This window comes from Limobrevibacterium gyesilva (assembly GCF_025989185.1).
Taxonomy (GTDB): domain Bacteria; phylum Pseudomonadota; class Alphaproteobacteria; order Acetobacterales; family Acetobacteraceae; genus Limobrevibacterium; species Limobrevibacterium gyesilva.
Genome location: NZ_JAPDNT010000001.1, coordinates 23561 through 43645, shown reverse-complemented (window position 1 = coordinate 43645; position 20085 = coordinate 23561). Strand labels below are relative to the sequence as shown.

The window sequence follows — 20085 nt, the reverse complement described above, 5'->3', positions numbered from 1 at the left end:
GCCGCAGGCGTCACGTCAATCGCCGCATGCTGATCTGGATCGGTATCGGGGTGGCGATCGCGCTGGCGCTGCCGATCGTGGTGGTCGGCGTGCTGATCGCGACGATCGACCCCAACGCCTACAAGACGCAGATCGAGGCCTCGGTCAGCCACGCGCTCGGCCGCGAATTCAGGATCCGCGGCAATCTTTCGGTCTCCGCCTCGCTGTCGCCGACGCTGCTCGCCGAGAACGTCACGCTGGCCAACATGCCCGGCGGTTCGCGGCCGGAGATGATGCGGCTGGACCAGATGGAGGTGAATCTGCAGCCGCGGGCGCTGCTGACCGGCCGGCTGGTGATCGCGCGGCTGGTGCTGCTGCGGCCGGAAATCCTGCTGGAGACGGATGCGCAAGGGGAAGGCAACTGGCGCTTCGACCGCCCGGTCAACCCGCCCGCCAACCCCTCCGCCACGCCGTCGCCGTCTCCCGCTCCGCTGCCGGCGGCGGCGCCGGCAGAAGCGCCGCGCCTGCTGCTGCAGACGCTGTATATCCGCGACGGCCGGCTCACCTGGCGCGACGGCCAGACCGGCCGCGCCACGACGTTCGACGTGAAGCGAATCTCCGCCACCGCCAGCACCGCCGAATCGCCGGTGGTCCTGAACGCCGAGATCGGCCTCGGCCGCCAGCGCCTGAACATCTCGGCCCAGACCGGGCCGCTCGCACGGCTGCAGGACGCGGCGGCACGGACGCCATGGGGCCTGTTCGTCAACATCGAGACCTCCGGCGCGAAGCTGACGGTGGCGGGGTCGCTGACGCGCCCGATGGAGGGCCGCGGCTACTCATTGCGCGTCGACGGCGCCGTTCCCGATCTCGGCAACCTGTCCTGGATGGCCTCCACGCCGCTGCCGCCGCTGCACAACCTGACCTTCACCGGCAGGCTGCTGGATACCGGCGGCGCCTATCCGGACATCTCCTCGGTGACCGTGCAGACCGGGCTCACCAATCTCGACAAGATCTCGCCGGGCTTCACCCTGGACACGGCCCGCATCGAGATGCCGCGCATGACCGAGCCGGTGGTGCTCACGGCCGAAGGCACTTTCGCCGCCGCGCCATTGCGCCTGAACGGCACCATCGGCGCGCCGGCGTTGCTGATGCCCGGCGCCAAGCCGGGCCAGCCGTTCAACCTCGACGTGAATCTGCAGGCCGGCGGCGCCACCTTCGCGGTCCGCGGCACGGTCGCGGCGCCGACCCGGTGGTCGGGGCTGGATGTCGCCGTCGGCGCCCGCGTTCCCGACCTCAGCGTGCTGTCGCCGCTGGCCGGCACGAAGCTGCCGGCCTTGCGCACGATCGCCTTCAGCGGCCGGGTGACCGATGCCCCTGAAGGCTTCGCCGAGGCCGGCACACCCGCGATCGCGGTCAAGAGCATCATCCTCACCCTGCCGCAGGGCGACCTGACCGGCGACGTCACGATGAAACTGGCGGGCCGGCCGCGACTGCAAGCCGCGGTGAAGGCCGGCCGGCTCGATGTCGACGCCCTGCTCGCCGTGCTGGGCGTGCCCACGAGCACCGACGCTCTCCCGGGCAGCATTGCCGGTTCAACCGGAACCGCCCGCCTCGACGTCACCGCACCGCCGCCCTTGCCGCGGCGCAGCACGACGTTGATCCCGGACACGCCGCTGCCGCTCGGCGCCCTGGACAGCGCCGATGTGGATCTGCATGCGACGGTCGCGGAACTGCGCGCTCGCGGCGTTCAGTATCGCGACGTGGCCGCCACGATGGTGCTGAAAGACGGCAAGCTGACCTTTGATCCGCTCACCGGCGAGCTGCCGGGCGGACGGATTGACCTGCGGCTGGGGATGGAATCGCGGCTGTCGCCGCCGCCGGTTTCCCTGGCCGTACACGCGCCCGGCCTCGACCTCAAGCCGCTGCTCGTGGCCTTCGGCATGGACAACATCGCCTCCGGCAAGCTCGATGTCGAAGCCGACCTGCAGGCGACGGGACGCTCGCCGCACGCCCTGGCGGCGACGCTCGGCGGCCGGCTGGGCGTGGCACTGACCGACGGCGACGTCGACAACGCGGTGTTCGCCTCGTCCCTGGGCGAGGTGCTGCGCATGGCCAAGCTGGCGGGCGAGGCCCTCGAAACGGGGCGCACGAAGCTGCGCTGCCTCGCGGTTCGACTGGATGCCGCACAGGGTGTCGCCACGCTCTCCACCGGGGTGCTGGACAGCAACCGGCTGCTGGTGAACGGCGCCGGCACGCTCCATCTCGGCGACGAGACATTGGCCCTGCAGCTGCGGCCGATGCTGCGCACCGGCGGCCCGTCCATCGTGGTGCCGGTGAAGGTCGATGGCGGCTTCAGGGATCCGAAAGTTGCGATGGACTCCGCTGCTGTTCCCCAGGCGGCGGCGAAGTCGGCGGCACAGGCGGCAGCGGGGTTTGCCGCCAGCCTGCTCGGTGGTGGCAAGCCCCCCTCGCTCGGCGCCTTGGCCGCGGGGGCGTTGGGGGAACACGGCGGCGACGCGTGCGCCCCCGCTTTGGCAGCGGCACGCGCCCAGCCGCCGCAGATCCCCGCCGCCCGCAAGCCCGCCCAATAGGTTCCCCGATGATGTGCGACAGAACATGAAGCGATTCTGGACCCAGGCCTCGATCACGCCGCACGGCCCGGGCTGGCAGGTGCTGCTCGACGGCAAGCCCGTGCGCCTGCCGGGCGGCGCGCCGCTGCGGCTGGACAGCCCGGCGTTGGCCCAGGCGGTGGCGGCGGAATGGCAGGCGGCCGGCGGCGGCAAGGGGGGCGAAATGTCGTATGCCGACGTGCCGCTGACCCGGCTGGCCGGCACCGCGCAGGAACGCATCGCCCCGGACCCCGAGCCGGTGGTGCTGGAACTGGCCCGCTATGCCGAAAGCGACCTGCTGTGTTACCGCGCCGAACAGCCCGCGGCGCTCGTGCAACGGCAACAGGCCGGCTGGCAGCCCTGGCTGGACTGGGCCGAGAGCCGCTTCGCCGCCCGTCTGCGGGTGACCGCCGGCGTGATGTACGTGCCCCAGGATCCGCAGGCGCTGGCCGCCCTGGCTCAGGCCGTTGCGGCGCTGGATGCGTGGGCGCTGGCGGCGCTGGGCATTGCCGTGCCTGGCACCGGCAGCCTGGTGCTCGGCCTGGCGATGGCGGAAGGGGTGCTCGACCCCGCCGCCGCGCATGCCCTGGCGACGCTGGACGAAACCTTCCAGGAGGAACTCTGGGGAACCGACGACGAGGCGCGGGACCGCCGCCGCCGGATCGCCGCGGACCTCGCCACGGCCGGCCGGTTCCTGGCGTTGGCCCGCCCCGATACCGGCACCGGGGCGGCATGAGCACGCTTCGCCTGGTCATTTCCGGTCGCGTCCAGGGCGTTGGCTACCGGGCCTGGATGGCCGACCAGGCACAGGCGCTGGGATTGTCCGGCTGGGTGCGCAACCGGTCGGACGGCACGGTCGAGGCGCTGGTGGCCGGCGACGACGACGCGGTGGCCGAGTTGTTGCGCGCCAGCCGGCTCGGCCCGCGCCTCGCCGTGGTGACGGAAATTGTCGAGGAACTCGCCGAGCCGCCGGAACTCCCCGGCTTTCGCAGCCTGCCGACGATCTGACCGGCCTTGTTCCAGAGCCTCATCCACGGCCTGATCGACTTCGTCCAGGCGCATGCCGAATGGGCGGTGCCGATTGCCTTCGTGCTGTCCTTCCTGAAGGCGCTGGCCTTCGTGACGATGGTGGTGCCGGGCATCACGGTGATGTTGGCCATCGGCACCCTGATCGGCGCCAGCGGCATCGATTTCGTGCCGGTCTGGCTCGCGGTGAGCCTCGGGGCAGGGCTGGGCGACTGGGTGTCCTACGCGATCGGATTCCGCATCAAGGACCGCGCCCGCCATGTCTGGCCGTTGAGCCGCCACCCCGACCTGCTGCCGCGCGGCGAACGGTTCTTCCGCCGCTGGGGGGCGATGAGCGTGGTGCTGTGCCGCTTCTTCAGTCCGCTGCGCGCCACGATCCCGCTGCTCTGCGGTATTTTCGAAATGCCCTGGGGCGTGTTCCAGCTGGCCAACTGGTTCTCGGCCTTCCTGTGGGCGCTGGTCCTGCTGGCGCCGGGATCGCTGCTGGGGGGATGGTTCCGGTAGCGACCCGCGGCCGGGAGCGCCGGGTCAGCCGAACACGTCGCCCCACGCCGTGCGCAGCGCCGAATCGGCCTCCGCCATGGTCACCGGAATGCCCAGCGCATGCAGGCTGGTCACGCCGTGCTCGCGGATGCCGCAGGGGACGATACCCCCGAAATGGCTCAGATCCGGCTCCACGTTCAGCGCGACGCCGTGCCAGCTCACCCAGCGCGTCACCCGCACGCCCAGCGCGCCGATCTTCGCCTCGGTGCCGGTCAGGCGGTCGGCGACCCAGATGCCTACGCGCCCCTCGCGCCGCTCCCCGCGCACGTTGAACCGGTCCAGCGTGCGGATCAGCCACTCCTCCAGCCCATGCACGAAGCTGCGCACGTCGCGCGGCCGCACCGTGCCGTGCGGCCGGGTCAAATCCAGCATCACGTAGCCGGTGCGCTGGCCGGGGCCATGATAGGTCCATTGCCCGCCGCGGCCGGCGTCGAAGGTTGGAAACCGCCCGGGGTCCTGCAGGTCGGCGCGGTTCGCCGACGTCCCCGCGGTGTAGAGCGGCGGATGCTCCACGAGCCACACCAGCTCGGACGCGGTGCCGGCGCGGATCGCGGCGACCCGTGCGGCCATCGTGGCCAGGGCTTCGGGATAGGCGGTCAGCCCGTCGCTCACACGCCATTCGAGCGGGGCCGTCATCTCGCATATGTCGGTCATTGATGCCTTTTGACTCATCCGCTATACCCCCGTCGCCCGGGCGCCGATAGCGCCCTACGCGATGCGGTCGTGGCGGAATGGTAGACGCGCAAGCTTGAGGTGCTTGTGAGGGAAACCTCGTGGAAGTTCGAGTCTTCTCGACCGCATAACCGCTCCTGACGCCACGCATCGGGCAGCGGTTGCGTCGCCCGCACAACCCGCCGATCCTGCCCGCGCTGTTCGCGAGGGAAGATGGCGATGGACGAGGATTTCCGTAAGGCTGCTTTGGACTATCACCGGCTGCCCCGGCCCGGGAAGCTGGCGATCGAGGCAACCAAGCGCATGGCCACCCAGCGCGACCTCTCGCTCGCCTATTCCCCCGGTGTCGCCGCCGCCTGCGAGGAGATCGCGGCCAACCCCGACTCCGCCTATGACTACACCGCCCGCGGCAACCTCGTCGCCGTGATCTCCAACGGCACCGCCGTGCTCGGCCTGGGCAATATCGGCGCGCTCGCCGGCAAGCCGGTGATGGAGGGCAAGGCCGTCCTGTTCAAGAAGTTCGCCGGCATCGATGTTTTCGACATCGAGGTGGACCAGCAGGACCCCGAGAAGTTCTGCGACGTCGTGGCGGCGCTGGAGCCCACCTTCGGTGCCATCAACCTGGAGGACATCAAGGCGCCGGAATGCTTCGCCATCGAGGCGAATCTGCGCGCGCGCATGAACATCCCGGTATTCCACGACGACCAGCACGGCACCGCCATCACCGTGGCAGCCGCCATCCGCAATGGCCTGCTGGTGCAGGGCAAGCGGCTGGAGGACGTGAAGCTGGTCACCTCCGGCGCCGGGGCGGCCGCCATGGCCTGCGTCGATCTTCTGGTGGCCATGGGCCTGAAGCCCGGGAACGTCACGCTGACCGACATCAAGGGTGTGGTGCATGCCGGCCGCGAAGGGCTCGACGAGCGCATGCGCCGCTACGCCTGCACCACCGACGCGCGCACGCTGGCCGAGGTGCTGGATGGCGTCGACATCTTCATGGGCCTGTCCGCGCCGCGCGTGCTCAAGGCGGAATGGCTGCACAAATTCGCGCCGAAGCCGCTGATCCTGGCCCTGGCCAATCCCGAGCCTGAGATCCTGCCCGAGGCCGTCCGCGCCGCCCGCCCGGACGCGATCGTCGCCACCGGCCGCAGCGACTATCCGAACCAGTGCAACAACGTGTTGTGCTTTCCGTTCATCTTCCGCGGCGCGCTCGACGTGGGTGCGACCACGATCAACGAGCAGATGAAGCTTGCCGCGGTCGAGGCCATCGCCGAACTGGCCCGCGCCGAGGCCAGCGAGGTCGTCGTCGCCGCCTATGGCGGCGCAGCGCCGGTGTTCGGGCCGGACTACATCATCCCCAAGCCCTTCGACCCGCGCCTGATCCTGCAGGTGGCGCCGGCGGTGGCGCGTGCCGCCATGGATTCCGGCGTCGCCCGCCGGCCGATCGCCGATTTCGCCGTCTATCGCCGCGATCTGGAGCGGTTCGTGTTCCGCTCCGGCCAGCTCATGCGCCCGGTGTTCGAGGCGGCCAAGGCCGCGCCCACCCGCATCGTCTACGCCGAGGGCGAGGATGAGCGGGTGCTGCGCGCGGTGCAGACGCTGGTCGACGACAACATCGCCGAGCCGATCCTGCTCGGACGGCGCGCGGTGATCGAGCAGCGCGTGCGCGAGATGGGCTTGCGCCTCGACCTCAACGAAAGCGTGCGCATCCTCGACCCGGCCGCTGATGACGATGTGTTCGCCCCGCTGGTCCCGGACTACCAGTGCCTGGTGGGCCGCCGCGGCACGCCGGCGATCGCCGCCGCGCGGCGCGTGCGCAACCGGCCCAGCGTGTCCGCGGCACTGCTGCTGCACGCCGGCCTCGCCGACGCCGCCATCTGCGGCGGCAGCGGCGACTGGTGGCGGCACATGCTCTATGTCATGCCGATCATCCCGCGGCGGCCGGACGTGTCGCGGATCTACGCCTTGTCCTGCCTGATCCTGCCGGCCGGCGCGCTGTTCGTTTGCGACACGCACATGAACATCGACCCCACGGCGGAGCAGGTCACGGAAATGACGCTGCTGGCAGCCGACGTCGTGCGTCGCTTCGGCCTGACGCCAAAGGCCGCCCTGCTGTCGCATTCCAGCTTCGGCGCCAGCAATTCGCCCAGCGCCCGCAAGATGCGCCAGGCGCTGGCGATGATCCGCGATCGCGCGCCGGACCTCGAGATCGACGGCGAGATGCATGCCGACGCCGCCCTGGTCGAGAGCATCCGCGACCGCGCCGTGCCCGACAGCCGCCTGCACGGCACCGCCAACCTGCTGGTGATGCCCAGCATCGACGCCGCGAACATCGCCTTCACCCTGCTGAAGGCCGGTGCCGACGGGCTGCCGGTCGGGCCGTTGCTGATGGGCATGTCCAAGCCGATCCACGTGGTGGTGCCCGGCGTGAGCGCGCGCGGCATCGTCAACATCAGCGCGGTGGCGGCGCTGGAGGCGCAGGCGATGGCCGGCCTGACCCATCGCGGACCGGCGGCGCCGGCGCACGCGGTCGTGGAGGTTGCGAACCAGGGCGCATGATCGCACTCATCCTGGGGCTGGCGAGCCTGCTGGTGCTCATGGGCGCGCTGGGCATGTTCTCCCGCGCCCAGGTCGCCACGCTGAAGTCGATGGGCATCTGGGTGGCCGCCATCGGCGGATTGCTGCTGGCGGCGCTGCTGTTCCTGACCGGCCGCGGCGCCACCGCGCTGGCGGCCCTGGTGATGCTGGGCCCGCTGGTCTGGAGCTGGGTCATCCAACCCGGTAGCCCCTCCACCCCCCGGCCCGACGCGCCGCGTTCCGGCCCGATGAGCCGCGCCGAAGCCTACCAGGTCCTCGGCCTCAAGCCCGGCGCCAGCGAGGCCGAGATCCGCGCCGCCCATCGCCGCCTGGTGCGCGGCGCCCATCCCGACAGCGGCGGGTCGGACTGGCTGGCCGCGCGCATCAACCAGGCGCGCGACATTCTTCTGTCCTGACCCGGCGTTGACAATGAGTTGCGCTTGTCGGCCCTGCGCACGCATGGCAGGAACCAAGGGCGAAAAGCCGGGCCGCCGGCCGCCACAATTTGGCCTGCGGGAACTGGCTTAAGAAGGAGACGTTTCGTGAGCGAGGACCCGATATCGTGATCAAGCCGCTGCGCAAGGCCGTTCTTCCCGTCGCCGGCCTGGGCACCCGCTTCCTGCCAGCCACCAAGGCGATGGCGAAGGAGATGCTGCCCGTCGTCGACAAGCCGCTGATCCAGTACGCGGTCGACGAGGCGCGCGCAGCAGGCATCGAACAGTTCTGCCTGGTCACCGGCCGCGGCAAGACCGCCATCGTCGAGCATTTCGACATCGCCTACGAGTTGGAAGCGACGCTGCGTGCGCGCGGCAAGGACGCCGAGCTCAAGATGCTGCGCGACGCGCAGCTCCCCCCCGGCGCCGTCGTCACCGTGCGTCAGCAGGAGCCGCTGGGCCTTGGCCACGCCATCTGGTGCGCCCGCGCCTTCATCGACGACGACCCGTTCGCCATCCTGCTCCCGGACGATCTCGTGCTGTCCGAAACCCCCTGCACCAAGCAGCTCGCGGACGCCTATGCCCAGACCGGCGGCTGCGTCGTTGCGGTGACCGAGGTGCCGCGCGAGCAGACCAACCGCTACGGCATCCTGGACATCGGCAAGGACGACGGCCGGCTGGTCGAGGTGAAGGGCCTGGTCGAGAAGCCGAAGCCCGAGGACGCGCCGTCCAACCTGTCCATCATCGGCCGTTACGTGCTGGTTCCGAAAGTCGTCGAGTATCTCAGCCGCATGGAGCGCGGCGCCGGCAACGAGGTGCAGCTCACCGACGCCATGGCCAAGCTGATCGGCCAGGTGCCGTTCCACGGCCTGCGCTACGAGGGCCGCCGCTTCGACTGCGGCGACAAGGTCGGCTTCCTGGAGGCGCAGATCGCCTTTGCCCTGAAGCGGCCGGAAATGGCGCCCGCCGTGCGCGCCTTCCTGAAGACCTACGCCTGACCCCCGTGCCGCCGTCTCCCACCGAATGAGCGAGTCCATGGCCTTCACGCACGCCTTCGACCCCACAGTCCTGCGCGAATACGACATCCGCGGCATCGTCGGCCGCACCCTGCACCCGGCCGACGCCCACGCCATCGGCCGCTGCTTCGGCAGCGTGGTGGCGCGCGGCGGCGGCACCACCGTGGCGGTCGGGTACGACGGCCGCATGTCCTCGCCGGTGCTGGAGCCGCATCTCGTCGCCGGCCTGAAGGACAGCGGGATGGAGGTGATCCGCATCGGCCTCGGCCCGACGCCGATGCTGTACTACGCCGCCACGACCATGAAGACCGGCGGCGCCATCATGCTGACCGGCAGCCACAACCCGCCCGACTACAACGGCTTCAAGATGATGCTGAACGGCAAGCCGTTCTTCGGCACGCAGATCCGCGATCTCGGCCGGATGGCCGCGACCGGCGACGTGGTGGCCAAGGCCGCCGGCAGCGACCGGCTGGTGGACGTCTCCGGTGCCTATATCGACCGCCTCGTGCAGGATTGGGACGGCGGCGCGCGGGCGCTGAACATCGTCTGGGACAACGGCAACGGCGCCGCCGGCGAGGTGCTGCAGCGCCTGGTGCAGAAACTGCCGGGCAACCACACCGTGCTGTTCTCCGATATCGACGGCCGCTTCCCCAACCACCATCCCGACCCCACCGTGCCGAAGAATCTCGACGCGCTGGTGACCGAGGTGCGCACGCGCGGCGCCGACCTGGGCATCGCCTTCGACGGCGACGCCGACCGCATCGGCGTGGTGGACGATTCCGGCGTCATGATGTTCGGCGACCAGTTGCTGGTGGTGCTGGCGCGCGACGTGCTGAAAGCGCATCCGGGCGCCACCATCATCGCCGACGTGAAGGCCAGCCAGGTGCTGTTCGACGAGGTGGCGAAGGCCGGCGGCGCGCCGCTGATGTGGAAGACCGGCCACAGCCTGATCAAGGCGAAGATGGCCGAGACCGGCTGCCCGCTGGCCGGCGAGATGTCCGGCCACGTGTTCTTCGCCGACAAATGGTACGGCTTCGACGACGCGCTCTACGCCGCGGTGCGCCTGCTGGGCATCGTCGCGCGCATGCCCGGCAAGCTGTCGGCGGTACGCGCCGCCTTGCCGCATGTCATCAACACGCCGGAGCTGCGCTTCAACTGCGACGACCACCGCAAGTTCGAGGTGATCGAGGAAGTCGCGGCCCGTCTCAAGTCCGCCGGCGCGAAGCTGTCGGACACCGACGGCGTGCGCGTGCTGACTGACGACGGCTGGTGGCTGCTGCGCGCCTCCAACACCCAGGCGGTGCTGGTGGCGCGGGCAGAGGCGACCGGGGAGGCCGGGCTGGAGCGGCTGAAGCTGGCGCTGGTGGAGCAGCTGGAAGCCTCGGGCCTGGAGGCGCCGGATTTCTCGGGCGAGAACGCCGGCCACTGAACCAAACGCCGGCGCGTCTGATTGCAGCGCCGGCCCGGCCCCGCCATTGCGTGCCACACCCATTCTGGGTAAGCGGTGGCGCTGCCGGCGGTCACCTGGCCCGAGCTCGGCGGAGTGCGGTACATGCAGCCGATACGACGACGATCGGTCGGGCTGTGGCTGTGCGTCGGCCTCGCTGTGTTCCTCGCGACCGATGCCGCCATTTTTCGCAGCGGCTGGTATTTCCAGTGGATCGAGCCGCTGTCGGCCCTGGGGCAGGTCCGGCTGGCGCTGGCCAATGCACGCGCCGCGCCGCAGGATCGCCAGGCCGTCCTCGTCATAGGCGATTCCCGCGTCGGGGAAGGCTTCTCCGCGCCGCTTGCCACCGCCGCCGCGGAGCGCCTGGGCCGGCCGACGGCCTTCGTCAATGCCGCGGTGGGCGGAACCAATCCGCGGGCCTGGTTCTATATTCTCCGTCAGATCCTCGCCTCGGATCGCCGCTACGCGGCCGTGGTGATGATGGCGCCCTCCTACCACGACAACGACCCGTTGGCCCTGGCGGATGCGCTGACGGATATTGCGTTCGTCCATCCATTGCTCGGCTGGGCCGATGTTTTCGATTTCCCCGCATCGTTCCACCCGCTGGCCGCGAAGATCGAGGCGATGAAGGCGTTTGTGACCGAGGGTTCCTTCTACAAGACCGACGTCACGAACCTGCTGGACGACCCGCAGACGCGCATGCAGAACGTCGAGTTGTGGCGCGATCACGGTGTCGAATGGCTCGGCGCCTACGCGGGCCGGGCACCTTCGCTGGCCGGGCTTCGGGCCGACGACGCGACGGGCGCCTTGTCCGTCCCGGCGGGCTTGTTGCCGCTGCAGACGGCAGGCCTGGCGGAATATGGCAAGACCCTGCACGCCTTCGCCGGCCGCTTCCCGGACAATCCTGGATCGGCGCAGTACCGCCGGCTCTGGTACGGACGGATCGCGGCGTTGTGCGCGCAGGCCGGGGTGAAGCTGATCGTGTTCCGCATTCCGCGCGGGCCGCTCCATTCGCTCGTAGCCGCGGACCCACAACCAACCGGTACCCTGGCCGATCTCCAGGCCGGCGGCCGGCTGGCGCTGCTGTCGGCAACGCAGTTCGACGATCTTGAGCGGCCGGAATATTTTTTCGACTATCTGCATCTGAACAGCGGTGGCCGCGTGCTCTTTTCCGGCCAGCTGGCAGAGGCGGTGCTGCAGCGTCTGCCGCCGGCGAAGTAGGGCGCTACCGTGCTGTTCAACTCGTTCGAATTCTGGATGTTCTTCGCGGCCGTGATGCTGGCCTGCCAGGTCTCGCCGCCGCGTGGCGCCCGCGCCATCCTGGTCGTCGCCAGCTTCGCCTTTTACGGCATGTGGGACACCAGGCTGATGCTGCTGCTGGCCGCCTGCGTGGTGTTCAACTTCTTCACCGGGCTGGCGATCGGCGGCGCTCTGCAGGCGGGCAGGGGGGCGAAAGCCCTGCTGGCCTTCGCGGTCGCGGCCAATCTCGGCCTGCTCGGCTTCTTCAAGTATTTCGGCTTCTTCGTCGCCAGCCTGTCCAGCCTGGCGACGCTGCCGGCCGGCGTGCTGGCGCTGCATGTCGTGCTGCCGGTGGCGATCTCGTTCTACACGTTCGAGGCGATCTCGTACAATGTCGACGTCTATCGCGGCAACGTTCCCGCCCGCCGCAATTTCGTCGACTTCGCCCTGTTCATCTCGTTCTTCCCGCATCTGGTCGCCGGCCCGATCATCCGGCCCGGGCATTTCTTCCCGCAGCTGGCTGCCCATCGCCGCCTCTCCGGCGAAGATCTGCGCTGGGGTGCGGTGCAGATCGTCAAGGGCCTGATCAAGAAGACCGTGTTCGCCGATAACTTTGCCGTCATCGCCAACGCCTATTTCAACGGCGGCGTGGGCGAGTCCGGCGCCCTCGCCGCCTGGATCGGCACGCTCGCCTTTTCGATGCAGATCTATTTCGACTTTGCCGGCTACACCGACATCGCCCGCGGCTGTGCCCGATTGCTCGGGTATGAATTCCCACCGAATTTCGAGCGCCCTTATCTCGCTGCCAACATCGCCGAGTTCTGGCGGCGCTGGCACATTTCGCTGTCCACCTGGCTGCGCGACTATCTCTACATCCCGCTCGGCGGCAATCGCCGCGGCAAGGCGCGGGTTTACGTGAACCTGCTGATCACCATGGGGCTCGGCGGGCTGTGGCACGGCGCCAGCTGGAACTTCCTGGCATGGGGCCTGTACCACGGCATCCTGCTGGCCGCGCACCGGGCCTGGCGCGAATGGCGCGGCGCCCCGCCCCCGGTTGGCGCGGTCAGGCATGCGCTCGGCCGCGCCGCCGCGACCGCGGTCACGTTCCTCGGCGTTACCCTGGGCTGGGTGGCGTTCCGGGCGCCCGATTTCGCAACGACCTGGAAGGTGCTGGGCGACTTGTTCGCGGGCTCCCTCGCCCCCGACCTGTCGCTCCCCGACCGTTTCCTACCGCTGATCATCGCCACCCTGCTATGGGTCGTCCTGGACCGCGACCGTCGCCTGCAGTACTGGCTCAGCTCAGGGGCGGGGTTCGCGGGGATGCTCAAGGTGTCCTCCGCCTTTGCGCTTGCCTTGCTGGTTCTCGAATTGTTTTCGCGCACCGACATCTCCGTGCCGTTCATCTATTTCCAGTTCTGACGTCTCTCTCTGCCGGTCGGTCATGGATCCGCCTGATACCAACGGCCCTTGACGATGACCCTTCCATCGTCAAGGGCCGTTGGTATTGCGCGCCGATCCGCTTGCGGCACGCAAGCGCGTGCCTGTCGCGGGCTTGGTGGGCGGCGGCGCGTAAAATAACGACTCGTACCGGCGGTCATTCTTCATGGCCGCTGGTATGAGCCGCCCGATCCCTGGCGCCCTCACCCACTATCGGAACGTTCGCCAGATTGACGGAGGCGACGACCGGGAGGGATCATCCGGCTGACCGGCGCGGTGCTGCTGGAGGCCAACGATGGGCAGGAGTTGCAGCACCGCGATATCGGATCTATGCGTATCGAAGCGATGTCGGAACATACGCCACGGCCTACCGAGACGAAGCCCCATTCTCCACCAGCGCAGAATGACCCATGGCCAGATCGGATGACGCCGCAATTCCCGGGACGTTGACAGGCGTGGCCACAAAGGCCCCTGGGCGTCTCCGCGGCGTCGCGATGACGACACTGGACGTCGTCTTCCTGACTGCTGTGGTCGCGCTGCTATATCGCGATTTCTTCTTGCACGCAGACGGGCTGGTGAGCGCCGTCGACGGCAAGTACATGAGCTACCCCTTCGAGCATTACGTTGCGAGCCAGTTGAGGGCGGGCGAGCTCCCGCTGTGGCTCCCGCATACCAATTCGGGCTTTCCCACCATCGGCTATCCGCAGTACGGCGTTTTCTATCCCTTCCATTGGCTGTTCTGGCTCTGGCCCCAGGATGGCGGCTTTTCCCCCACCCTCTACGGCGCCCAGATCGTCTTCCACAGCTGGCTGTCGGCAATGACCATGTATGCCCTGGTGGTCCAGCTTGGATGGCACCGCGCCGGCGCCGTGGCGGCAGGCCTGGCATGGGCGATCGCGCCGAATGCGCTGGCCTATGCGGGGTGGGCCAACGCAATGCCCGGCTTCGCGTGGTGGCCGCTGACCGTGCTGTTTCTTGTGCGCGCGGAGCAGCGTGGCTTGCGGAACTGGGGTGACATCAGCCTGGCCGGGCTTTGCCTTGGCATGACCATCCTGGCCCAGCCCGCTCAACCCGCGATCCAACTGATTGTGCTGATCTGCCTGCTGTTCGTGTTTCATACGCAGTGGGCCGGCTGGACCTGGCGCTCGCTCGCGCCGCGCGGCCTGCGCTATGGCTCGGTCGGCCTCATCGGGATCGGTCTGGCCGCCGTGTCGCTGCTGCCTGTCGTCGAGTACGCCTCGGCATCCGTGCGCTTCCTGGGCCTCTTCGGCGCCGCGGGCACCCTGCAGCGGATGGGGCTGAGGCCCTTCACCTATTACCATTTCGGAATATGGCAGCTTCCCGGCTTCGTGATCTATAACCTGTCCAGGGAAGAGTCGGCATTCTTCGCCTATATTGGCGCGTTCATGTTCTGCGCAGCGGCCCTGGGGTGCGCCGCGGCCTATCGCAGCCGGAACAGGTTTGCACTGTGCCTGATTTTTCTGCTTGTCGTTTCGATTTTATACATGTTCGATGTCGGGCTCCCGTATCTGTTCTATTGGCTGCCGCTCTTGAACATGATCAGGGAGCCCGCTTATTACGCGTCGTACGTGTTGTTCGCCGCCAGTCTGCTGGCCGCCTATGGCATCGACCAGGTGGTGCGGCGGCAGATCAGCCGCGCCGACGCGCTGCGAACCGCTGGCGCCGCAATTGCCTGCCTCGCGGCTCTCTCCGGCCTTGCATGGGCCATCGAAGGCTCCTCGATGCTGGACTCGAACGGTGCCGTCTTCCTGGGCGTGGCTGCGGCCTGGATGCTCTGCTTCAGCCTGATCCGTGGAACCTTCGCCGCGAACGCCCTGGCCACGATCTTCTGCGGCCTGGTCGCCTGGAACTTCTTGTCCATCAGCAACCCGGTCGCGTTGAACGTCGCCAGCATGGCCAAACTCGGCTTCGCCGAAAGCCTGGCAGGAAGTCGGCCGCTGGAGCGCCTTGCACCACCTGGGGACGACCCGCAGCGCGTGATGTACTTCCGCAGCGGAGAGCCCCCAACCGGCCCGGTCTGGAACCCCAGCATCGCCGCGCTGGCGGGTTTCTACGATGTGTTCGGCTACAACAATCCTGTGCTGAAGGCGCCGTTTCAGGCGTTCCTGAAGGCACGTGAATTCGAGCAGATGCTGGTTCTTCTCGATGTAAGAACGATCGCCACAGATCCGTCCGGTGTATCTGCCGTGGCAGCCAATTACGGTCTCGACCCCGCCGCCGCTTCGGTCCTGGAGTCGATCCCGATGGACGATGCGACCTATACGCCGTTCCGGTCGGACGTGTTTCTGTTCCGTTACGGCAAGGGGATGGGGCATGCATGGCTCACCACCCGTTACGAAGTCGTGAAGCCCGCCCCGGCTTCCAGGGGGGTGGCGCTAGAACTGCTGCCCGAGTTTCGCCGGCTGTTGAAACCGGGCTTCGACCTGTCCAGCACGGTGATCCTGGACCGGGCGCCTGATGGCGCCACAGCGGCCGTCGATCCGGCCGGTCCGCCCGCTTCCGGCCAGGTCAGCTGGCTGCGCTATCGGCCGAACCGGATGGAACTGCAGGTGACATCGGATCGTCCGGCGATCCTGACCGTCAGCGAACTGTCCTATCCGGGCTGGCGGGCGCGCGTGAATGGCGAGGATGTGCCGGTCTACAAGGCCGATGGGCTGCTGCGCGCGGTGGTGGTACCTGCGGGGACGTCCAAGGTGGATTTCCACTACATGCCGAACAGTCTCCTGATCGGATGCCTGATCAGCGTCGTGGCGGCGGGGGGGGCGGTGATGCTCCTGGTATTCTCCCTGATGGGCAGACGATCGGCCCGAGCACGCGCCTCTCTTCCACCGACGCAATGATGTCCCTGAGCAGGATTGTGCGGACAGGCTTCCGTCGCTGAACCCGACAGTTGGCCGGATGGCGGATCACGCGTGCAAGGCCGGCGGATGGGAGTATCCGGCCGTCTGGAGTGCTGCCCTATTCGTGCAGTCCCCGATCGGCGACGCGGCCTATATACTGAAACGGCCCCGGCGCACCCTCGCCACCGCCTGAAGGAGGAAACGACAATGCTGCCGAGCCTGTTCATCAGCCATGGCTCCCCCATGCTGCCGCTGGTCGAGACGCCCGCGCGCGATTTCCTGGCCGGGCTCGGCGGCACCCTTCCGCGCCCGAAGGCGATCCTGGTCGCCTCCGCGCACTGGGAGACGGAGCGGCCCACGGTGAACGCCGTCGCCCGCAACGACACGATCCACGACTTCTTCGGCTTCCCGCGCGCGTTGTATGAGCTCAGCTACCCCGCGCCCGGCGACCCCGCGCTGGCCGAGCGCGTCAGCGACCTGCTCGGTGCGGCGGGGCTGGCCAGCGAGGTCGATCGCAGCCGCGGCCTCGACCACGGCGCCTGGGTGCCGCTGCTGCTGGCCTACCCGGACGCCGACATCCCCGTGCTGCAGGTGTCCGTGCAGAGCCATCTCGGCCCGGCGCACCACCTGCAGCTCGGCCAGGCCCTGGCGCCGCTGCGGGCCGAGGGGGTGCTGGTGATCGGCTCCGGCAGCTTCACCCACGACCTGCGCCGCTTCCGCGGCCAGGGGATCGATACGCCGGAAGCGCCCGACGTAGTGGCCTTCTCGGACTGGATGGACGAGGCCCTGGCCGAAGGTCGCCGCAGCGACCTGCTGACCTACCGCAACAAGGCGCCCCACGCCGCCGACGAGCACCCCACGGAGGAGCATCTGCTGCCGCTGTTCGTGGCCATGGGCGCGGGCGGGGAGGGGGCGACGCCGCGGCGCATCCACAAGAGCGCCAATTACGGCGTGCTGCGCATGGACGCCTACGCATTCGCCTGAGGCGGCTGTTCCTCGAGGGGACCTTGGCGCGGCTCAACGTCCATGAAGGCGAGGCGTATCGCCCGGTGCGGGTTGCGGTACGCACCGAGCGCGGCAAGACTGCGGCCCGCGCCTGGATCGCTCCGGGCGGAACGCGCCGCCCCTGATCCTGAAGGAACCGCTCCATGCTGCAAACGCCGCCCGCCCGCCCGGGCATGCGCGAAGACGAGGTCGACACCCCCGCATTGCTGATCGACCTCGACGCGTTCGAGGCGAATCTCGACACCATGACCGCGCATCTCGCGGGCACCGGGGCGAAGCTGCGCGCCCACGCCAAGACGCACAAATCGGCTGTCGTGGCGCATCAGCAGATCGCCCGCGGCGCGGTCGGCCAATGCGTGCAGAAAGTGGCCGAGGCCGAGGCGCTGGCCTGGGGCGGCGTGGCCGATATCCTGGTCAGCAACCAGGTGGTGGGCGCGGACAAGCTCGCCCGGCTGGCAGCGCTCGCGCGCATCACCAACATCGCCGTCTGCGCCGACGACGCCGGCCAGGTGGCGGCCATCGAGGCCGCCGCGCGCGATGCCGGCATCCGCCTGTCGGTGCTGGTGGAGATCGACGTGGGCATGGGCCGGTGCGGTGTGGCGCCCGGCGCCGATGCCGTGGCGCTCGCGCATGTCATCGCCGCCAGCCCGCATCTTCGTTTCGGCGGCCTGCAGGCCTATCACGGCCGCGCCCAGCATCTGCGCCGGCTGGAGGAGCGACATTTCGCCATCGGCGCGGCCGCGGACTCGGCCCGCCGCACCGTCGAGATGCTGCGCCAGCAGGGCCTGGACTGCCCCATCGTCGGCGGCGCCGGCACCGGCACCTTCGAGCTGGAGGCCGGTTCGGGCGTCTACACGGAGATCCAGGCCGGCAGCTATTGCTTCATGGACGCCGACTACGCCCGCAACCTCGGCGCCTCCGGCAAGCCGGTCGCCATGTTCCGCCATGCGCTGTTCGTGCTGTCCACCGTGATCAGCGCCGTCCGCCCTGGCATCGCGGTGCTGGATGCCGGGCACAAGGCGGTGGCCATCGACAGCGGCATGCCGTTGGTCTGGCAGCGCCCGGACATCCGCTATGTCGGCGCCAGCGACGAGCACGGCAAGCTGGAAGTGCCGTCCGAGGCCGAGGCGCCAAAGGTCGGCGAGAAGCTGCGCCTGGTGCCAGGCCATTGCGACCCGACGGTGGACCGGTTCGACTGGTATGTCGGCGTGCGCAACGGCCGCGTGGAATGCCTGTGGCCCATCGCCGCACGCGGTGGCTTTTACTGATCGTCCCGCGCGGCCTTCAGCCGCCCACCGCCAGCGCCACGCCGGCCGGTTCAACGGCGGCGGGCGCGGCCTCGGCCAGCTCGTACACGCAAAGCTGGCCGGGCACGGCGGCGAAGCGTCCGGTGATGCCCAGCACGGTCTCGGCGCCGCCGAGATACAGCAGGCCGTCCGCCGGCATCTGCCGGGCGATCGCCTCCAGCACGCGCGCCCTGGTGGGCCGGTCGAAATAGATCAGCACGTTGCGGCAGAACACCACGTCGAACCGGCCCAGCGGGCGCAGGTCGGACAGCAGGTTCCACTCCCGGAACTGCGCCATCGCGCGAATGGCTTCGGCGATCCGCCAGTTCATCCCTTCCCGCCTGAAGTATTTCACCAGCATCTGCACCGGCAGGCCGCGCTGCACCTCGAACTGCGTGTAGGCGCCCGCCTGGGCGCGCGCCAGCTGCTCGCGCGCGATGTCGGTGCCGAGGATCTCCACGTCCCGGCCGTTCATCTGCGCCCGGCATTCCGCCACGATCATCGCCAGCGAATAGGCTTCCTGGCCGGAGCTTGCCGCCGCCGACCAGATGCGCAGCCGCGTCGCCGCCGTCCGCCTGGCCAGCAGCCTCGGCAGCGCCTGTGTGCGGAAATGCACGAACGGCTTGTCGTCGCGGAAGAAGAAGCTCTCGTTCGTGGTCATCGCCTCGATTACCTGGCGCGCCAGCGCGGCCGCGTCGCCCGCGCGCAGGCGGTCGGCCAGCGCGTCCAGGTCACGCAACCGGTGCTGCCTGAGGATTCCCGCCAGCCGCGTCTCCAGCAGGTATTCCTTGTCCGGCCCGATCGCCAGGCCGGAGCCGGCGCGCAGCAGGGCCGCCAGCGTCTCGAAGGAATGCGGCCTCATGCGCGTGCGGGCCGCAGGATATCCAGCACCTTCGGCGCGATGTCCGGCAACGGCAGGACCTGGTGGCACAGCCCGGCCTGGGCAATGGCGCCAGGCATTCCCCAGACCACGCTGGTCGCCTCGTCCTGCGCCACCGCCGTGCCGCCGGCGGCGACCAGCTGGCGTGTGCCGGCCAGCCCGTCATGCCCCATGCCCGTCAGCATCACCATCAGCACGCGCCCGCCGCAGGCGGTGGCGGCGCTGCGCAGCATCGGATCGACGGCGGGACGGCAGTAGTTCTCGGGCGGATCGCTGCTCAGCCGTGCCCGCAGCGCCCCGGCGGTGCCTTCGACCAGCAGATGCCGGTCACCCGGGGCCAGCACGATCTTGCCGGGTTCCAGCCATTCCCCGTCGCGCGCCTCGGCGCAGGGCATTCCGCCCAGTCGCGTCAGGTGCTCGGCCAGGATCGGGGTGAAGGTGGCGGGCATGTGCTGGGTCAGCACCACGGGAACCGGCAGCCGCGCGCCCAGGCCCCGGACCAGCGTGAACAGCGCTTGCGGGCCGCCGGTGGAACTGCCCACCGCCAGCAGCAGCGGCGCCTGCCGCCCCGCCGGCCGCAGGGCCGGCGGGGCGAGGCCCGGCCTGGCGACGTTGCGGCGCAGCCGTGCCAACCCCTTCACCTTCGCCAACAGCTCGCGGCGGAAGCTGTCGTCGGCAATCGCCGCGACGGCGGGCTTGGGCACGTAGTCGGCCGCGCCCAGCCGCAACGCGTGCATGGCGATATCCGCGCCGCGCGTGGTCAGCGTGCTGGCCATGATCACGCGCAGCCCGGGATCCGCGCGCAGCAGCACCGGCAGCGCCGCCATCCCGTCCAGCACCGGCATCTCGATGTCCAGCACGACGACGTCGACCTGGCCGGGCGCGCGCCGGACTTCCTCGATCGCCTGCCGCCCATTGGCCACGCGCGCCACCACGCGCACCTGCGGATCGGCCTCCAGCATGCGCGCGACGGCGCCGCGGATCACCGCGGAATCGTCGCAGATCATCACCCGCGCGCTGTCCGTGCCGCCGATGCCAGAAAGGCTTCGGACCGGGGCGGCGGCGGGTGCGGCCACC

The 20085-nt window shown here is 69.4% G+C and carries 16 protein-coding genes and 1 tRNA gene; 14 read left to right on the top strand and 3 right to left on the bottom strand.

Annotated features, from left to right (window positions below; genetic code table 11):
• Positions 1–26: 26 nt before the first annotated feature.
• Genes OL599_RS00205 through OL599_RS00190 form a run of 4 tightly spaced genes read left to right on the top strand, consistent with a single transcriptional unit; the run spans position 27 to position 4118 of the window.
• The gene (locus OL599_RS00205; protein ID WP_264711570.1) at positions 27–2570 is read left to right on the top strand and encodes an AsmA family protein; all 2544 of its coding nucleotides are present in this window, start codon (positions 27–29) and stop codon (positions 2568–2570) included.
• 25 nt (positions 2571–2595) lie between these two features.
• On the top strand, positions 2596–3324 hold the full coding sequence (locus OL599_RS00200; RefSeq protein ID WP_264711569.1) for an ATP12 family chaperone protein: 729 nt from the start codon (positions 2596–2598) through the stop codon (positions 3322–3324).
• Positions 3321–3596, top strand: a complete 276-nt coding sequence (locus tag OL599_RS00195; protein WP_264711568.1) for an acylphosphatase — start codon at positions 3321–3323, stop codon at positions 3594–3596. The genes OL599_RS00200 and OL599_RS00195 overlap by 4 nt, the downstream gene beginning before the upstream one ends.
• A gap of 6 nt (positions 3597–3602) precedes the next feature.
• The gene (locus OL599_RS00190; RefSeq protein WP_264711567.1) at positions 3603–4118 is read left to right on the top strand and encodes a DedA family protein; all 516 of its coding nucleotides are present in this window, start codon (positions 3603–3605) and stop codon (positions 4116–4118) included.
• A 24-nt stretch (positions 4119–4142) separates the two neighbouring features.
• On the opposite strand, the gene lipB is transcribed toward OL599_RS00190, so the two are convergent.
• Positions 4143–4811: a lipoyl(octanoyl) transferase LipB gene (gene lipB, locus OL599_RS00185; RefSeq protein ID WP_456306669.1), complete on the bottom strand. Its 669-nt coding sequence runs from the start codon at positions 4809–4811 to the stop codon at positions 4143–4145.
• 63 nt (positions 4812–4874) lie between these two features.
• Here lipB and OL599_RS00180 point away from each other — a divergent pair.
• The 10 genes from OL599_RS00180 to OL599_RS00135 all read left to right on the top strand — a co-directional run bounded on the left by OL599_RS00180 (position 4875) and on the right by OL599_RS00135 (position 18110).
• Positions 4875–4957: transfer RNA gene (locus OL599_RS00180), tRNA-Leu, on the top strand.
• A gap of 91 nt (positions 4958–5048) precedes the next feature.
• Positions 5049–7385: an NADP-dependent malic enzyme gene (locus OL599_RS00175; protein ID WP_264711565.1), complete on the top strand. Its 2337-nt coding sequence runs from the start codon at positions 5049–5051 to the stop codon at positions 7383–7385.
• Complete coding sequence (locus OL599_RS00170) at positions 7382–7819, top strand: DnaJ domain-containing protein (RefSeq protein ID WP_264711564.1); 438 nt, start codon at positions 7382–7384, stop codon at positions 7817–7819. Before OL599_RS00175 ends, OL599_RS00170 begins: the two co-directional genes overlap by 4 nt.
• Before the next feature lie 146 nt (positions 7820–7965).
• On the top strand, positions 7966–8835 hold the full coding sequence (galU, locus tag OL599_RS00165; protein WP_264711563.1) for a UTP--glucose-1-phosphate uridylyltransferase GalU: 870 nt from the start codon (positions 7966–7968) through the stop codon (positions 8833–8835).
• A gap of 37 nt (positions 8836–8872) precedes the next feature.
• The gene (gene pgmG, locus OL599_RS00160; RefSeq protein WP_264711562.1) at positions 8873–10282 is read left to right on the top strand and encodes a phosphoglucomutase/phosphomannomutase PgmG; all 1410 of its coding nucleotides are present in this window, start codon (positions 8873–8875) and stop codon (positions 10280–10282) included.
• A 75-nt stretch (positions 10283–10357) separates the two neighbouring features.
• Positions 10358–11521: a hypothetical protein gene (locus tag OL599_RS00155; protein WP_264711561.1), complete on the top strand. Its 1164-nt coding sequence runs from the start codon at positions 10358–10360 to the stop codon at positions 11519–11521.
• A gap of 9 nt (positions 11522–11530) precedes the next feature.
• Positions 11531–12958 carry an MBOAT family O-acyltransferase gene (locus OL599_RS00150; RefSeq protein ID WP_264711560.1) on the top strand — a complete coding sequence of 476 codons (1428 nt, stop codon included), beginning with the start codon at positions 11531–11533 and terminating at the stop codon, positions 12956–12958.
• A gap of 512 nt (positions 12959–13470) precedes the next feature.
• Positions 13471–15837 carry a YfhO family protein gene (locus OL599_RS00145; RefSeq protein ID WP_264711559.1) on the top strand — a complete coding sequence of 789 codons (2367 nt, stop codon included), beginning with the start codon at positions 13471–13473 and terminating at the stop codon, positions 15835–15837.
• 207 nt (positions 15838–16044) lie between these two features.
• Positions 16045–16821 (top strand): DODA-type extradiol aromatic ring-opening family dioxygenase, encoded by a 777-nt coding sequence (locus OL599_RS00140; protein ID WP_264711558.1) that lies wholly within the window; start codon positions 16045–16047, stop codon positions 16819–16821.
• A gap of 164 nt (positions 16822–16985) precedes the next feature.
• Complete coding sequence (locus OL599_RS00135) at positions 16986–18110, top strand: DSD1 family PLP-dependent enzyme (protein ID WP_264711557.1); 1125 nt, start codon at positions 16986–16988, stop codon at positions 18108–18110.
• 16 nt (positions 18111–18126) lie between these two features.
• Here OL599_RS00135 and OL599_RS00130 read toward each other — a convergent pair whose 3' ends face one another.
• Together OL599_RS00130 and OL599_RS00125 are read right to left on the bottom strand one after the other, a co-directional pair.
• On the bottom strand, positions 18127–18990 hold the full coding sequence (locus OL599_RS00130; protein WP_264711556.1) for a CheR family methyltransferase: 864 nt from the start codon (positions 18988–18990) through the stop codon (positions 18127–18129).
• Positions 18987–20084 carry a chemotaxis response regulator protein-glutamate methylesterase gene (locus OL599_RS00125; protein WP_347403169.1) on the bottom strand — a complete coding sequence of 366 codons (1098 nt, stop codon included), beginning with the start codon at positions 20082–20084 and terminating at the stop codon, positions 18987–18989. Before OL599_RS00125 ends, OL599_RS00130 begins: the two co-directional genes overlap by 4 nt.
• Position 20085 lies beyond the last annotated feature (1 nt).

What these genes read in the sequence shown, in the direction of transcription:
- pgmG (WP_264711562.1), top strand. Translation starts at nt 8,873, where the DNA reads ATGGCCTTCACGCACGCCTTCGACCCCACAGTCCTGCGCGAATACGAC.
- OL599_RS00130 (WP_264711556.1), bottom strand. Translation starts at nt 18,990, where the DNA reads ATGAGGCCGCATTCCTTCGAGACGCTGGCGGCCCTGCTGCGCGCCGGC.
- OL599_RS00140 (WP_264711558.1), top strand. Translation starts at nt 16,045, where the DNA reads ATGCTGCCGAGCCTGTTCATCAGCCATGGCTCCCCCATGCTGCCGCTG.
- OL599_RS00135 (WP_264711557.1), top strand. Translation starts at nt 16,986, where the DNA reads ATGCTGCAAACGCCGCCCGCCCGCCCGGGCATGCGCGAAGACGAGGTC.
- OL599_RS00200 (WP_264711569.1), top strand. Translation starts at nt 2,596, where the DNA reads ATGAAGCGATTCTGGACCCAGGCCTCGATCACGCCGCACGGCCCGGGC.
- OL599_RS00195 (WP_264711568.1), top strand. Translation starts at nt 3,321, where the DNA reads ATGAGCACGCTTCGCCTGGTCATTTCCGGTCGCGTCCAGGGCGTTGGC.
- OL599_RS00205 (WP_264711570.1), top strand. Translation starts at nt 27, where the DNA reads ATGCTGATCTGGATCGGTATCGGGGTGGCGATCGCGCTGGCGCTGCCG.
- OL599_RS00145 (WP_264711559.1), top strand. Translation starts at nt 13,471, where the DNA reads ATGACGACACTGGACGTCGTCTTCCTGACTGCTGTGGTCGCGCTGCTA.
- OL599_RS00170 (WP_264711564.1), top strand. Translation starts at nt 7,382, where the DNA reads ATGATCGCACTCATCCTGGGGCTGGCGAGCCTGCTGGTGCTCATGGGC.
- lipB (WP_456306669.1), bottom strand. Translation starts at nt 4,811, where the DNA reads ATGACCGACATATGCGAGATGACGGCCCCGCTCGAATGGCGTGTGAGC.
- OL599_RS00175 (WP_264711565.1), top strand. Translation starts at nt 5,049, where the DNA reads ATGGACGAGGATTTCCGTAAGGCTGCTTTGGACTATCACCGGCTGCCC.